This window comes from Pseudomonadota bacterium, from assembly GCA_018817425.1.
Classification (GTDB): Bacteria; Desulfobacterota; Desulfobacteria; order Desulfobacterales; family RPRI01; genus RPRI01.
In genome coordinates this window covers 1-15,694 of sequence record JAHITX010000116.1, presented here as the reverse complement: position 1 = coordinate 15,694, position 15,694 = coordinate 1, and the positions used below count along the sequence as shown (strand labels likewise).

10 protein-coding genes, 1 pseudogene and 1 CRISPR repeat array are annotated in these 15,694 nt (G+C 39.5%); of the genes and pseudogenes, 8 read left to right on the top strand and 3 right to left on the bottom strand.

Going from position 1 to position 15,694, the window contains the following annotated elements:
• Positions 1–751: 751 nt before the first annotated feature.
• Positions 752–1,696 (top strand): Lrp/AsnC family transcriptional regulator, encoded by a 945-nt coding sequence (locus KKC46_19575; protein MBU1056002.1) that lies wholly within the window; start codon positions 752–754, stop codon positions 1,694–1,696.
• Between the two features lie 139 nt (positions 1,697–1,835).
• On the opposite strand, the gene KKC46_19570 is transcribed toward KKC46_19575, so the two are convergent.
• Complete coding sequence (locus KKC46_19570; protein ID MBU1056001.1) at positions 1,836–3,149, bottom strand: DUF1329 domain-containing protein; 1,314 nt, start codon at positions 3,147–3,149, stop codon at positions 1,836–1,838.
• Between the two features lie 382 nt (positions 3,150–3,531).
• Here KKC46_19570 and KKC46_19565 point away from each other — a divergent pair, with 382 nt between their 5' ends.
• Together KKC46_19565 and KKC46_19560 are read left to right on the top strand one after the other, a co-directional pair.
• Positions 3,532–6,117, top strand: coding sequence for a helix-turn-helix domain-containing protein (locus KKC46_19565; GenBank protein ID MBU1056000.1), 2,586 nt, complete (start codon positions 3,532–3,534; stop codon positions 6,115–6,117).
• A gap of 94 nt (positions 6,118–6,211) precedes the next feature.
• Positions 6,212–7,537 carry a citrate synthase gene (locus tag KKC46_19560; protein MBU1055999.1) on the top strand — a complete coding sequence of 442 codons (1,326 nt, stop codon included), beginning with the start codon at positions 6,212–6,214 and terminating at the stop codon, positions 7,535–7,537.
• Positions 7,538–7,695: 158 nt separating this feature from the next.
• On the opposite strand, the gene KKC46_19555 is transcribed toward KKC46_19560, so the two are convergent.
• Positions 7,696–8,001: a hypothetical protein gene (locus KKC46_19555; protein MBU1055998.1), complete on the bottom strand. Its 306-nt coding sequence runs from the start codon at positions 7,999–8,001 to the stop codon at positions 7,696–7,698.
• A gap of 334 nt (positions 8,002–8,335) precedes the next feature.
• On the opposite strand from KKC46_19555, the gene priA reads away from it, so the two are divergent.
• From priA to KKC46_19530, 5 genes are read left to right on the top strand one after another with little or no spacing between them, the layout of a single operon-like run.
• Positions 8,336–10,570 (top strand): primosomal protein N', encoded by a 2,235-nt coding sequence (priA, locus tag KKC46_19550; protein MBU1055997.1) that lies wholly within the window; start codon positions 8,336–8,338, stop codon positions 10,568–10,570.
• A 24-nt stretch (positions 10,571–10,594) separates the two neighbouring features.
• Entirely contained in the window at positions 10,595–11,851 is a 1,257-nt protein-coding gene (locus KKC46_19545) for a 2-hydroxyacyl-CoA dehydratase family protein (protein MBU1055996.1), read from the top strand.
• Positions 11,844–13,220: a CoA-binding protein gene (locus KKC46_19540; GenBank protein ID MBU1055995.1), complete on the top strand. Its 1,377-nt coding sequence runs from the start codon at positions 11,844–11,846 to the stop codon at positions 13,218–13,220. Before KKC46_19545 ends, KKC46_19540 begins: the two co-directional genes overlap by 8 nt.
• The gene (locus KKC46_19535) at positions 13,220–13,795 is read left to right on the top strand and encodes a spore maturation protein (protein ID MBU1055994.1); all 576 of its coding nucleotides are present in this window, start codon (positions 13,220–13,222) and stop codon (positions 13,793–13,795) included. The genes KKC46_19540 and KKC46_19535 overlap by 1 nt, the downstream gene beginning before the upstream one ends.
• Positions 13,792–14,319 carry a spore maturation protein gene (locus KKC46_19530; GenBank protein MBU1055993.1) on the top strand — a complete coding sequence of 176 codons (528 nt, stop codon included), beginning with the start codon at positions 13,792–13,794 and terminating at the stop codon, positions 14,317–14,319. The genes KKC46_19535 and KKC46_19530 overlap by 4 nt, the downstream gene beginning before the upstream one ends.
• 101 nt (positions 14,320–14,420) lie before the next feature.
• Here KKC46_19530 and KKC46_19525 read toward each other — a convergent pair.
• Positions 14,421–14,818: pseudogene (locus KKC46_19525) on the bottom strand (phage antirepressor protein).
• 314 nt (positions 14,819–15,132) lie between these two features.
• Positions 15,133–15,693: direct repeats of the CRISPR family, unit length 32 nt; unit sequence GTTTCAATCCACGCGCCCGCATGGGGCGCGAC.
• Between the last annotated feature and the right edge of the window lies 1 nt (position 15,694).

Below are 15,694 nucleotides of genomic sequence, written 5' to 3'. Positions count from 1 at the left end.
TTGTATCACGCAAAACAAAACTGGATTCAAAAAAACCATGAAAACTGGATTCCATTTCTGCTGAAGCATTTGAAGAGAATATTCCTAACAGCACAACAATTGTAAACACAAACAAACCTGTTTCCCCCCATCTTCTCTTACCCATATCTTTCCTCCTTAATTAAGTGTTTTAAAAAAGATACAATTTCCCCCTACTTTGTATGTCTCACCTCCTTTTCTCATTAAACGCCAACATAAGAGCCAGTATAATAAACTACATCCTGATCCATCCTAAGTAGATAACAGCAAGAAATTTTTCGTGGTAAAAAAGCCAGGGTTCAGTATTGAAGCAGGAATATATAAGAACGATTCTCTTTAGTCCTCATTTCAACATCTAATATGCCTAATGCCAAGATCATTTTGTGGTTTTCCGGTGATATGGCCCGTATATGTCTTTATATATGGCCATATACTGTCAGGAAATCGCCAACTGGTTAATGTTGTGGCCCATCATCGATTCTTGACAAACATACAGCAACCATTTATAAACGAACATGCCAAATGTCAAGAGATTTTTTTGAGTACTCGATGATATGGCCCATATCATTCTTTACATTGGGCCATATGCTGTTATGTTATCTCCAGCTGGTTAATATTGGGGCCCATCGTCGGTTCTTGACAAACATACCGTAACCATTTATAAAGGATTCATTTATAAAGTTGGAATGGTGAGTTTAGAAACATTGTTTTGGGATATACTGGAAGTGTTATAATGGTCGAAAAGAAAAAAACGTCAAAGTACCAGGTCGATGAGCTTGACCTGATGCTGATAAAGGAACTTGAAGCTAACTCCAGACAAAGCAATCGCCGGATTGCCAAGAAGCTGGGTGTAACTTCAACAACTGTTCAGGTAAGGCTTCAAAGGCTTCTTGATGAAAAAATGATCAAAATAATCCCTGTGCTGAATCCGGTAGCTATGAAATTCCAGACCAGGGCATTTTTTGGGTTGAATATCCGTCGTCCAGGCACTTGCGATGCCGCGGTCGAATATTTAAAACCATTAGCCTGTGTTCAGACTATCAATATCGCCACGGGTTGCTTTGACATGACATTATTTGCGGTTTTCCATGATATCGAAGAAATGCTTGGTTTCTTTGACGGCGAATTGAGCAAGGTTCCGGGCCTTGCAACTATTGAAGAGCTGATGGTCCTGAAGGTGGTGAAAAGAACATGGGCGCATAATGATGGCAGCGTTGGCCTGGCTGGGCTGTCAAGACATCGTGACCTTGACGAATCGGAAACCAGATTGATAGATGCGTTGAAGTTGAATCCCAGAGAGACTAATATGAATTTGAGCAGAAAGCTTGGATTGAGCAGGAAGGTTATAAGCCGAAAGCTTACCGGACTTGTCAATGATAACATCATTGCTTTCACCATTCTGGTCATACCTGAAAGATCTGCTGTACAGGCACAGGTATTATTGAAGGTTTACCCCGGAGAAATCAACAATGTGGCTGCAGCGCTGGCTGCAAACGAGAGAATTGCGCATGTGCTCATCGTCAGCGGCCAATTCAAAGTGTACTTTGCTGCCGTTTTTCGCAATCTGGAAGAATGCGCTTCTTTCATCAATGAAGAGACGCGCAAAATCCCAGGCATCATTAGCCACAAGACGGCTGTCTCTGTAGCAGTGCTAAAGCAGTCAGTGTTGCTTGGATAGTGAAGAAATTGCTCAGGGTATTTTGGCATGCATGTTTTTCTCTCACAATGCCTTTTTGTTTAAATCCGCATGAAACTCCGATTAAATAACTGCGATGATAATAAAAAATCATCGCAGTTATTTTTAATTATAATCAACCTTACTTGGACAACAATAAAAAATTACTAAGAGTAAAATAGCTGGGACTAAGTTTATCAGCCGGCATAAACAAGGCATTCTCCGGACTCGCTGATCGGCTTACACATGTGGAGTGGATAGCTTTTTCATCAATATAAAGCATAGCATCATGATCCCCTGTGTTATTTTTGCCGCTCTGGGCCTCACTGTAGTGCACTAAAAATGATACCCATGTCCGAAAATCTCCGGATTTTTCATATACCTCCTTAAACCATATGACATAAGTTTCCTGATCTATATAATTTACATGCAAGTCCCAGTTATAATAAGGATCTTTAGGTGTCTGTTCCACAATCCATACTTTTCTCGGAACATAAGTCAAATTAACAGGTGCCCAGGATTTACCTTTCCAGTTTGGGTCCTGAAAACCCAAATTGACATGACTGCCGGTAAAGGGAAACGATCTGGTCATACTTCCATCCGGCAATTCTTTCGCAGGCAGCATATCAGGACTTGTAAAACCAACCAGGATAGTCTTTTCACCCACATATTTCCAATTCATTGTACTGTCTTTCCCGGCCCACATATAATTTGTATCCCACCATGAGTCGGAACCCATGTAAGGGTCAGACCTGGTTGTCGTGCCGGTTTGCCTGGTTCTGCGGATAGCAGGGACATATGCATAACAGGAATCATCCCTCTTTGAATCAAAATAAACATAGTTGAGTGAATTAGTCCCTTTAACACTCATTGGTTCTAAAACATTCTGAAGCTCATAAGCCAAAACCTTATCGGGATTATTTATTGCCTTACCTGGCGGCCGACCGTTCAAGTATAGGCGGGTATCTATACCCTGAGCATAACGTTCCTCTCCGTTTTTATCTATCCACATAACACGGGTTTTTTCTCTTGAACCCATAAAACGGTATCTCTGGAAATTAAAATTGAATATGATTTTTGAACCGGCCCTGGGATCTTTGGTATCAATATCGGGAAAAGGATAACCGTAAACATTTTCCGGATATTTTCCTGTTTGTTTACTGATCAAATCGCCTTTGGGACTAACATCAAATTTTCCGGCATTTTTTGCACCTGCTGCAAGAAAGCTGTCATTTTGCTTGTATTTAAAGTTTAATTTCCCAGGTGTGATATAATAATCGCCTCTTTCAACTGCCCGGTACATGGCAGGAATAAGAATGTCTTTGTATTGTTTACAGTTACTCTTATCGATTACTTTAGGTAAATCCATAGACTGGCCAATGCCGGTAAATAAGAACAGAACAAATAACGAACTTAATAACAATCCAAAATACTTTAATTTTCCCTTGCGTTTCATTTTCTCCTTCTTTCCCCTTTCCACCCTTTTCATTGTTATAATTATATTCTCTCATCAGCATGAATCAGCTTTTTTGTTGTTTCATGTCTTGCCTGACATTGCAGTATAGTAATTACTATCTTTTAAAAAAGCTGATTCATGCCAAAGTACGCCTCTATTATATTGATAAAACAGAGGCTTTTTCAAAAACTCAAACATAAATATTCCCGGTATATTAACGATTTTTTTCTATTGCAAAAAAAAGTTGAATTATGTAGTATAAATTACTTTTCGATATTTAATGATTATAAATACAGTATATTAATGCACGAATGCTTGAGACATCGGTTTCTCCATTTATTGTATTTTACAATTTGTCTTCTTTTACGGTGTTATACAACTCATGCTTGTTTTACGAGGTACAAAGAGTTCCTATGATAGTCCCAAACTGTACAAATCGCTTGGATCTCTATTAAAAGACTATAGAAAATGGCGTGGAGTAAGCCAGGAATTTATTTCAGGACTGATAAGGGTAAGCGTTAGACAATTACGCAATTGGGAATCAAACCGACGCCGTGTTCGAACCGAAAATCTCCATGATCTTTCCGAGGTTACAGGTATTCCCATGCAGGTATGCGTAGCTCTTAACGCAGACCAGCCCATGTGGTATACCTTACAAAAAAGATGGTTTGCGTCCTCGCCGGTATTAGCGGATTCATTGCCGAGTACACTATTCAAATACTCCGGAAAATTGGACGATGTCTTTTCTTTAACCAAAGAAAAAATCAGAACTGACAAGCAGTATAATATGGTACTTTCGTGCCATAATGATATTTACCGTGCGGTTAAACCGCTTAGAAGAGATGTTGTCGAAAAAGCATCTTCAATCATTCCTGATTTGAACTTTATTGTTTTGGATTCCTGGGGCCATTATGTGGGACATAGCATCTGGCTGCCCTTAAAAAATGACGCATTTGAACAGCTAAAGAAGCAAAAGTCATTTGAGGGCTGGCTTACACCCGAAAGCATCAGTGATATTGTTGCTCTTAAGGAAGGCACAATATTATTGTTTTCTACATATAAAGCCAGCATAAATGTAGCGTACTATAACCAAATAAACGCCACGCAATACCTTACCGGTATTGATAAAAAAGAAAAATTCATAGTTGGTATGTATACGGCCATGAAAGAAACTCATGAACTGCTAAGTACCTTGGGATTTAAATTAGCAAAAAACGATAAACATGCAATATCGGAAGATTACAATATGCTATATGAAGCCGGATTAGATATTGTTATGAGACCCGGTGGGCCATGGCATTGGTTGCTTGAAAAACATAAAGTAAAAGAGGCAAATGATCTGACCGAAAGGTTTGAACCAAATGAGATGTCAGTAGTTGATCCGGAAATATTAAGCAAAGATCAAGATATGTTTGAAAAATCTTCATTGGATAAAATAACCGGTATCAAAACTTCAATACCGGATAATGATTCCGGCGTCATGATCGTTGACAGACGCAAATCATTTGATCATCAACCTGGGCATGGGAATTCATTTGAAGACTTTACCGTTCAGTCAAAGCGGCAAAGCGGCTTAGACAAACTTGTATATCCAAATAAGGATTTCCCATTATATGGAAAAAAGCAAAACGCAAATATTGTTTTAAACGGAACATACCATAAAAAAGGCGACGACTTTACTTTAACCAGAGAAAGTATCAGAACTGACAGGCAGTATAATATGGTGCTTTCGTGCCATAATAACATTTACCATGCACTTAAACCACTTAGAAGAGATGTTGTCGAAAAGGCATCTTCAATTATTCCTGATTTAAATTTTATGATTTTGGATTCCAGGGGCGATTATGTAGGGCACAGCATCTGGCTACCCTTAACAAAAGACGCATTTGATCAGCTAAAGAAGCAAAAATCATTTGAGGGCTGGCTTATGCCCGAAAGCATCAGTGATATTATTGCTCTTAAGGAAGGCGCATTATTATTTTTTTCTTCATATATTTCCAGCATAAATATAGCGTATTATAAAACTATACAGGTAGCACATTACCTTACCGATATTGATAAAAAAGAAAGATACATAGTTGGCATGTATTCAGCAATGAAAGAAACTCATGAATTGTTGAGTACCATGGGATTTAAGATATTAGAAAATGATAAACAGGCAATATCAAAAAATCACAATATCCTGTATGAAGCAGGATTAGATATTGTGATGAGATCAGGCGGGCCATGGTATTGGTTGCTTGAAAAACATAAACTGAAGGAAGATAATGATCCGATCAAAAGGTCCGAACCGAAAGAGACGCCAGACGTTGAACCGGAAGTATTAAGTAAAGATCAGAAAATATTTGAAAGATCTTCATTGGATAAAATATCCGGTATTAAAACGTTAACACCGGATAATGATTCCGCCGCCCTGATCGTTGACAAATGCAAATCATTTAATTCCCACCCGGAGCATAGAAATTCATTTGAAGACTTTACCGTTCAGGCAAATCAGCAAAGTGAATCAGACAAACTTGTATGTCCAAATAAAAATTGCTCATTATATGGTAAAAAAGGAAAAGCAAATATTGTTTTAAACGGAACATACCGCAGAAAAGATGAAAAAACAGGACGCCGCTTCCTTTGTAAGGAATGTAAAAAATCTTTTTGCAACAGAACCGGAACTATATTTTATAATTTATGTTCATCTGAAGAGAATGTCTTAAAAGCTCTTAAGCTTTTGGCCGATGGCAACCAGCTTTTATATACAAAAAAAACACTTGGAGTAAAATTTCGCACAATACGCCGCTGGCTGAAAATATTTCATGAGCATAATGCGGAACTAAATACATTGCTTAGAAATGAGTTAAACATGACGGAAACCGAAATCAATGCTTTAATGAGTAATCTTGAGGCCCACTTTCAAAACGTTTCAGTTTGGTCAAGCTCAAGGCGGGTGGAAATTTCAACCACAGGAATACATTAAGTATTTCGAGGATAGAAATTTGAGCCCAACGCTTAAGATCGGCCAAAATGGGGCGTTTTGAAACTGGCTCTATTGTAAAAAAAGGGGAAATATTATGGCAGAACATGTAGAATTGATATACCAAGGGGAAAAATACACTCTGCCCGTAGTTACAGGTACAGAGGGTGAAAAAGCAATTGATATTTCCATACTTCGTGAAAAAACAGGCTTAATAACTCTTGATACCGGTTTTGCCAACACCGGCAGCTGTATAAGTTCAATTACTTTTATGGATGGGGAAAAGGGAATTCTCCGTTACAGGGGAATTCCCGTTGAACAGCTTGCTGAAAATTCTTTATTTATTGAAACAACATATCTTTTGGTAAATGGGGTACTACCTACCAGAAAGCAGCTAACCGATTTCTCCATTCTATTAAACGATAATTCTCTTATTCATGAAGACATGCAATCGTTTTTTCAGAGTTTTCCAAGGGCCTCTCATCCTATGGGAATTCTTTCTTCAATGGTTACTGCCCTTAGAAGTTTTTATCCCGAACTTAAAGTTGAATCTGTAGAACAGATAAATTTAACTGTTACACGCCTGCTTTCCAAGATTCGAACACTTGCCGCCATGTCTTACAAAATATCCAGAGGACATAAAGTTGTTTATCCACGTCCTGATCTGTCCTATTGTGCCAATTTCCTTAATATGATGTTCGATAGCCCGGTCAGGCCCTATCAGATCGATGATGAAATGGTCAAGGCTTTAAATGTTTTCTGGATTCTGCATGCAGATCACGAGCAAAACTGCTCAAGCTCTACAGTCAGAATGGTAGGAAGCGGGAGAGTAAATCTTTACGCCGCTATTTCCGCCGGAATTGCTGCCCTTTGGGGTCCTTTGCATGGAGGAGCAAATCAGGCTGTTGTAGAAATGCTTACAAGAATAAAAAGAAAAGACGGTGATAATGTTAAAAAAGCTGTTGAAAGGGCTAAAGATAAAAAAGACCCCTTCAGACTAATGGGTTTTGGGCACAGGGTTTATAAAACCTATGACCCGAGAGCAAAGATTATGAAAAATACTTGTGATATTATTCTTGAAAAACTTCAGACAAGCGACCCTTTGCTTGATATAGCAAAAGCGCTGGAAGAAGTTGCCTTGAAAGATACTTATTTTCTGGAACATAACCTCTATCCTAACATAGACTTTTACAGCGGTATTTTATTAAGAGCTCTTGGTATACCTACAAATATGTTTACAGTCATGTTTGCAATAGGAAGACTTCCAGGGTGGATAGCTCAGTGGAAGGAAAGTGCGGATGATCCCAAATGGAAATTAAGTCGTCCGCGGCAAATATATGACGGTCCGCCATTGACGGAATATATACCCATAGACGAAAGGAAAAAATATCATCCGGATTACGGGCATAAAAAACATAGATAGGATAGTATCAACAAGACAAGACCTTAAAAATCCGCGTGGCACAATAGCAAATATTTAGAGCATAAGCGCTTATTGATAGCGCTTATGCTCCACTATTCAAATGAAACGATTTGTAATCAACCAACAGTAGGCATCTGCAACAGTCTCGAAACCTGATATTATTTAAATTGCCCGAGAGGTCTTTTAAAGGTATATCCTGCAGGCTTAACTACTAATTTATCCCAGGCTGCTGCAACATTTCCACCAAGAGCAGAGAAGGGGGAAGAAAGAATAAATACAACGGAACCTGTAGCAAGACTGGCTATACCAATTGGCCTTACTGCTACAAAGTCGGCAATCATAGCAATACCTTCGGGTGTTTCCGTCTTGTTGCAATCCAGCGCAAATACCGCAGGAGTGGATGATATAATTAGCAGTGCAATAATTGATAAAATCATAACAGGTTTTTTAAATGTCGTGTGCATGAATTTCTCCTTTCCATTTTACACGTTTAAAAAATAATTTTCATAAAAAACAGAGAAAGTACAGAGCATAAAAAAATCTAAATCTTAGAGCCACTTTCAAAACGTTTCAGTTTGGTCAAGCTCAAGGCGGGAGAAAATTTCAACCGCAGGAATACATTTAGTATTTCGAGGATTGAAATTTGAGCCCAACGCTTAAGATCGGCCAAAATGGGGCGTTTTGAAACTGGCTCCTTAATTTAAACAGGTTGCTTTTTAAACCGGATATTGTCTTATGTGTAAACATAGCATAAAATTATAAAAATTCTAACAATAATTATTGATTTTGCAAACAAAAATGTCAAACAACACTAAATATATTGATGTTACGGTTGATTTACCTGTATATAGCATATTCACTTACATTGTTCCCGAAGGCTTACATGATGGTTTTTTGCCGGGGAAAAGAGTGACTGTTCCCTTCGGGCAAAGAAACATAACAGGGTATGTGCTTTCCGAAAGTAAACATACAAGTGAATATGATGATAAAGAAATAAAACCTATAATAGATGTTATAGACAAAACATCTATTTTCCCGCCTTCTATGGTTCCTTTTTTTAAATGGATTGCAGATTATTATATTTATCCTATCGGTGCAGTAATAAAAACAGCTCTTCCGGGAGCAATAAGATCCGGAAAAACAAAAGCCAGGTTGGAGTCATACGTGTGTCTTTCCGGCGGCGGTTTGCCTGACAGTAAATTATCATTATCACGAAAAAATGTAATAGATTGCTTAAAAACTTACGGCGAACTGTCTCTTAAGCGTTTAAAAGAATATGTCCCCAATGCGACAAGAGTTGTTAAAGCATTAGAAAGTGCCGGATATCTTATTTTATCCAAAAAACCGGTTTATCGTGATCCTTTCGGAGAAGAAATAAGTCCGGATATTGCTCCTGCTCCAACCCATGAACAGGAACGTGTTATTTCAAATGTATTAAACTTTCTCGGCAAAGGCTTTTCTCCTTTTCTTCTTTCAGGAGTTACGGGAAGCGGCAAAACCGAGGTTTACATGAAACTTGCCTCTGCAGCTATTGATAAGGGGTATTCCGTTCTTGTTCTGGTACCCGAAATAGCGCTTATATCTCAGATAGAAAAAAGGTTCAGGGCACGTTTTGGTGAATGCGTGGCAATTTTGCACAGCGGTCTTTCTTCCGGAGAAAGATATGATCAATGGAGCAGAATAACAGATAAAAAAACTTTGATTGCAATCGGTGCAAGATCTGCTGTTTTTGCTCCTTTAACAAACATCGGATTAATAGTAGTCGATGAAGAACATGATTCATCGTATAAGCAGGAAGGAGGACTTAGATATAATGCAAGAGATCTTGCAGTTGTGAGAGCAAAACTTGAAAACTGTATAGTACTTCTTGGTTCTGCAACTCCTTCGGTTCAATCGTATCAAAACGTTTTATCAAATAAATTTTCAGGACTTACTCTAACAAAGCGTATAGAAAACAAGACGCTGCCTGAAGTTAATGTTGTGGATTTAAAAAATTACCGTAACAACCGGGGAATTAGACGGTATTTTTCACAAGAGCTTATAGACGGTATTAAAAACACTTTGTCCCGGAAAGAACAGGTTCTGCTGTTTCTAAACCGCAGAGGTTTTGCAGGTTTTCCTGTATGTTCTGCTTGCGGTGAAGCTGTAAAATGTAAAAATTGCGACATTTCGCTAACACTGCATAAATCAGAAAATGCATACAAATGCCATTATTGCGGTTATACAAAAGCTGCAAATTCCAATTGCGCCAAATGCGGATCTGCTGCAATTAAACTTCTTGGGCTTGGCACAGAAAAAATTGAAGAAGCGGTTAAAACTCTTTTCCCGCTGGCCAGAGTTGCAAGGATGGATTCGGATACAACAATTCGCAAAGGTTCCGTATTAAAGATATTAAAAGATTTGAGCGAGCATAACATTGATATACTTATCGGAACCCAAATGGTTGCAAAGGGGCATGATTATCCCGGCATTACACTTGTAGGCATAATCTGTGCGGATCTGTCACTTTCTTTCCCCGATTTCAGGGCATGTGAACGCACATTTGGGCTTTTAGCCCAGGTCTCAGGCAGAGCAGGCCGTGGAGATTCAAAAGGAAGTGTTATACTCCAGACATATAATCCGGAGCATTTCACCATTAAATCTGCAAAAAAACAGGATTTTATATCTTTTTATGAAAAAGAGATAGTTTTTCGAAAGGATTTGAATTATCCTCCATTTTCAAAAATGATTATGATCCGGCTTTCAGGCAAAGATAAGAAAAGAACCAAAGAACGTGCAAAAGCTTTGGGGAATTGCTGCAATGAATTGAAAAACGGGAGTAAATCATTTGAAAAATCTGTAATGGTGCTTGGCCCTGTTGAAGCATCTGTTGCCAAGGTTGCCGGCCGTTACAGATGGCAAATTCTTTTAAAAGGCTATAGTTTTAGTCCCCTCCATCAGTTTGCAAAAATAATTGTCCTTGAAAAAGCCAATAAGATATGCGGTAAAGATGTCAGCGTTGTTATTGATGTTGACCCGTATTTTATGATGTAATAACTATAGTTGAGGAAATTTTTTATGGCGGAAGACAAATTAGCAGTCAGAAAAACTATTAATGCTGCTTTTGAAATGAATAAAATAATGTCGCAGTATTTTTATGAAATGGATAATGCGGCAAAAACAGGGGATAAAAAAATTGCCTGGTGTTCCAGCGTTGGGCCGGCCGAGATATTAAGGGGCATGGGTTTTCTTGTATTTTTTCCCGAAAATCACGGCGCAATGCTTGGCGCAACCCGTATGTCAACCGAAATGATTCCTTATGCAAATGCCCGCGGGTATTCTCCTGATATATGTTCGTATCTTACTTCTGACATAGGAGCGTATATAAGAGGTTTAACACCGCTTAAAAAAGCATATGAAGGAATAGAATGTGTGCCTAAACCTAACGTTCTTGTATGCAATACGAACCAGTGCAGAGATGTCCAGGACTGGTTTTGCTGGTATTCAAAAGAGTTTAATGTTCCTTTGCTTGTAGTAAACACACACAGAGGAATTAAAGATGTTAATAAATCACATATTGAATCTGTGGCCAGGCAACTAGAAGCTCTTATCAAACCTTTGGAAAAAATATCCGGCAAAAAATATGACGCCGACAATCTGAAACAAGCTGTAGCTCTTTCCCGTGAATGTTCCGATTTGTGGAAAAATGTTTTAGATACTGCCGCAGCCATTCCTTCTCCCATTACTTTTTTCGATGGCACAATTCATATGGCACCAGCAGTAGTACTTAGAGGAACACAACAGGCAGTCGATTACTATAAACTTCTTTATGCTGAATTAAGGCAAAGGATAAAAGACAGGCAAGGTTCTCTTGATAACGAGAAGTTCAGAATATACTGGGAAGGTATGCCCATCTGGGGCAGGCTGCGCGACCACTCCGAAATGTTTACAAACCTTAATACAAATGTGCTTGCTTCCACATATTGCAACAGCTGGATATTCACAGATTTTGACCCCGAAGATCCTTTTACCAGTATGGCGAAAGCTTACACCAGGCTTTTTATTACAAGATCGGATGAAGCCAAGCAAGATTATATCAAGGAGATGATGGATTTCTTTAAAATCGATGGTATTATTTACCATGATGCTAAAACCTGCCCGCACAATTCCAACTGCCGCTATGGAATGCCTCAAAGGCTTGAAAAAGAAACAAAGATTCCATATCTCACAATAAACGGCGATTTAAATGATCTAAGGTGTATATCAGACGATCAGACAACAACAAATATCGAAGCTTTTATCGAACAACTTGAGGAAAATAACCAGCATGCTTGACAGTTTGTTTAAACCAAAATCAGTTGCCATAATCGGTGCATCAGTAAAAGAACTTTCCATTGGAAACAGAATATTAAAAAACCTTATAGATTTTGGTTATACAGGTTCAATATATCCGATAAATCCACAGGCAGATGAAATACAAGGCATAAGGGCATATAAAAGTATTCTGGATGTGCCCGGCGAAATAGATCTTGCCCATATTATCATTCCCAGTAAGTTTGTGCCCCAGGCAGTAGAAGATTGCGGCAAAAAAGGCGTTAAATCCATTATCATCAATTCTGCGGGCTTTAAAGAAACTGGCCCTGAAGGCGAAGCTATAGAAAAAGATTTTCTTTTACGGGCAAAAAAATACGGCATCAGGATATTCGGTCCCAATTGTCAGGGAATAATAAATACTGATCCGAACGTAAGGGCTTATTGTAATTTTGCATTCACAAAACCTGAAGCCGGCTATATTTCAATAGCTGCACAAAGCGGTGGTGTGGGGGAGTTGATACACCAGGGTTTTTCTGAAATGGGAATCGGAACCCGCCTATATGCATCTAATGGAAATGCCTGCGATGTAACCATTACCGAAATAATAAAATACTTTGGAGATGATGCAGGAACCCGCGTTATAGTACTTTATATCGAAAGCATTTCAGACCACAAAGCCTTTATTGAAGCTGCAAAAAAAATAACGGATAAAAAGCCTGTTCTTGCAATGAAAGCAGGCCGTACCGGTGAAGGTGAAAAAGCGGTATATTCCCATACCGGCAGTTCGGCGGATAAAGATATAATCACAGATATTATTTTAGAAAAAGCAGGTATCCTTGTATTTAAAGATGAAGGCGAATTATGCCGGGCAGCAGCAGCTTTTGCTTTGCAGCCGCTTCCAAAAGGAAACCGCGTGGGAATTATCACAAACACCGGAGGCCCTGCAATTATTGCAACAGATGTGCTTATAGACTCAGGGCTTGATATACCCATGCTTTCGGAACAAGCAAGAGATTATCTGATAAAACAACTTCATCCCGAAGCTTGTGTCAATAATCCTGTTGATCTGCTTGCAACAGGATTAAGTAAACACTTTCGCATTGCAATAGAGGCAATGATAAATGAAGATCATATCGACAGTATTTTTATAAATTTCGTAACACCTTTTTTTGTGGATACGGTAAGCATAGCTAAAGAGATTGCCGATGCAGGCATACAGAAGAAAAAACCGATAATATGCAATCTCATGACCGATAAAAGTCTTTGGACGGAAACTATCAACATATTAAAAGATGCAGGCATCCCATGTTACAGCTTTCCTTCGGATGCGGCAAAAGCTCTTGCCGCCCTTGTGCGTTACACTGGTATGCAGCCTGAAAAGAAATTATAATGAATATTATCTGGCTTGTTTTAATTACTGTAAGTATTATCACTGCGGTCTTTACGGGAAGGCTGGAAGAGCTTACAAAAGCCATTTTTGACGGGGCGAAAACTGCGGTTGAAATATCGCTTTTTCTGGCAGGCATAGTATCATTATGGCTTGGCATTACAAAGATTATAGAAGAATCAGGGCTTATTTATAAAATTTCACATGTTTTCAAGCCCGTTATTAACCGCCTGTTTAAAACAATTCCCGAAAACCATCCTGCTGTAACATCTATAACACTTAACATTCTGGCAAATTTCTTCGGCCTTGGAAATGCCGCAACACCGCTTGGCATAAAAGCAATGCAGGATCTTCAGACTCTAAATGAAGACAAGGATAATTTAACATTTGAAATGATGCTTTTTATTGTACTCAATACTGCAAGCATCCAGTTTGTACCCTTTACGGTTGTAGGAATTCTTTCGGATTTTGGATCTTCAAATCCTTCCGGCATAGTATTTCCAACCATATGCGCAACATTGATATCCGCATTTATCGCCGTATGCATACTGTTTCTGTTCAGAAGGCTGCTAAAATGAAGATTATCGGTTATATCTCCCAGCTTATGATCCCGGCTTTTATTTTGTTTACGGTCTTATATGGCGCATTCAAAAAGGTGCCGGTATATGATTCCTTTGTGTCAGGGGCCAAAGAGGGAATCCAGGTAATTGTGAAAATCTTTCCGTATCTTCTTGCTATTTTTATAGCCGTCAAAGCTTTTGCAGCATCCGGTGCTTTTGATATTCTCAAATCGGCCTTATCCGGCCCTCTTGATATGTTTGGCATTCCACCGGAAATACTTTCCATTGCAATAATCAAACCTCTTTCCGGAAGCGCATCAACAGCAATTTTCACAGACATAGTAAACAGCACCGGCCCCGATTCGCTTGCAAGTAAAATCAGCGCAGTTATTATCGGTAGCGCCGAAACCACATTTTATGTTCTTGCCGTTTATTTAGGTGCAGTAGGTATCCGCAAAACAAAATACCTGGTGCCAGTATGTGTTATCGCCGACATTATAGGTATTATTATCGCAATAGCTCTTGTGAAGTTGATGTTTTGATATCGAATTTCTTTTTTTTTCAAAAAATACTTTTAATCTATGCGCTCTAACTAAAGGGTGGGGACAATTTGTCCCCACCCTTTCCATTCATCCGTTAATTACGCCCGGATAGTAATACCGCACATCTGTTTTTCGATCCAGGCTTCGGAATATCCTTTGGCACGGTAAATGGCTTTAGTACGTTTGGTTGCCAGTTACGGGTCCTCAATTTCCTGAACCCGTCCACATAACCGACCTTGGCCAACCAGCATTTGAGAGGCTCCACCTTGGGAGATGTGATAGGCTGGATAATTCGGAAGATGCTTTCGGTGTTGGCAACTTCCGTCATGTACTTTTTGCCGTCTTTCGACTCAAGTTTGAGTTGTCGACAAAATGTCGACAACTCAACACCGCTTGATATTGCTTCTTTCTTTTTCACACAATACCAATAAACCCGTGGATTGTCACTATCTGTCAAAGCAGCAATATCGACAACCGCCTGGAAAAATATAGGGGTCAGATCCGCTTTTGGCTCTTATTGACAAATGAATAAGTTCATCTATACATCGATACCTAAAAAATTGATCAGCATGAACTGCTTATTAGTCCGTTCAATAATACAGCCAACGGAACTGTTTTTTCAATTTTAAACTGACTGCCTGTTTGTTTTATGTTATTCCACCGGAACCCTCTGAAGAGACAAATTGATGCATATTATTTTGTTTATTATAAAATGAAATGAAACCCAAGAGCCAAAAGCTGACTTGATCCCCATTCCTTTTATTAATCAAGTTCAAAAGTGTACTACGTCCCCTATTTATCCCCTCTGAGCATGTTTCAATCCACGCGCCCGCATGGGGCGCGACTTCTGTTCGGCTGCATAGCCATCTTGCTTATAAGGTTTCAATCCACGCGCCCGCATGGGGCGCGACGGCAAGAGGCTTACCTATCTTTGCTTACATGGGCCGTTTCAATCCACGCGCCCGCATGGGGCGCGACCAACCATCACCCCACACATGATTTGGAGAGTTGAGTTTCAATCCACGCGCCCGCATGGGGCGCGACAGCATTTTTATCCTCATCAGTCTTCAATGCTTGGTTTCAATCCACGCGCCCGCATGGGGCGCGACTTCTCCACTTCTTGCGGATCAATGCCGGATAATGTTTCAATCCACGCGCCCGCATGGGGCGCGACAGATCCAGCCAATCTGCCCTGAATCCCAGGAACAGGTTTCAATCCACGCGCCCGCATGGGGCGCGACGGTAATGTAATAGTGTAGGGTGTTTATGGGTTATTGTTTCAATCCACGCGCCCGCATGGGGCGCGACGGTCGGTTCTTATTATTTTGATCAATGGTTACAAGTTTCAATCCACGCGCCCGCATGGGGCGCGACC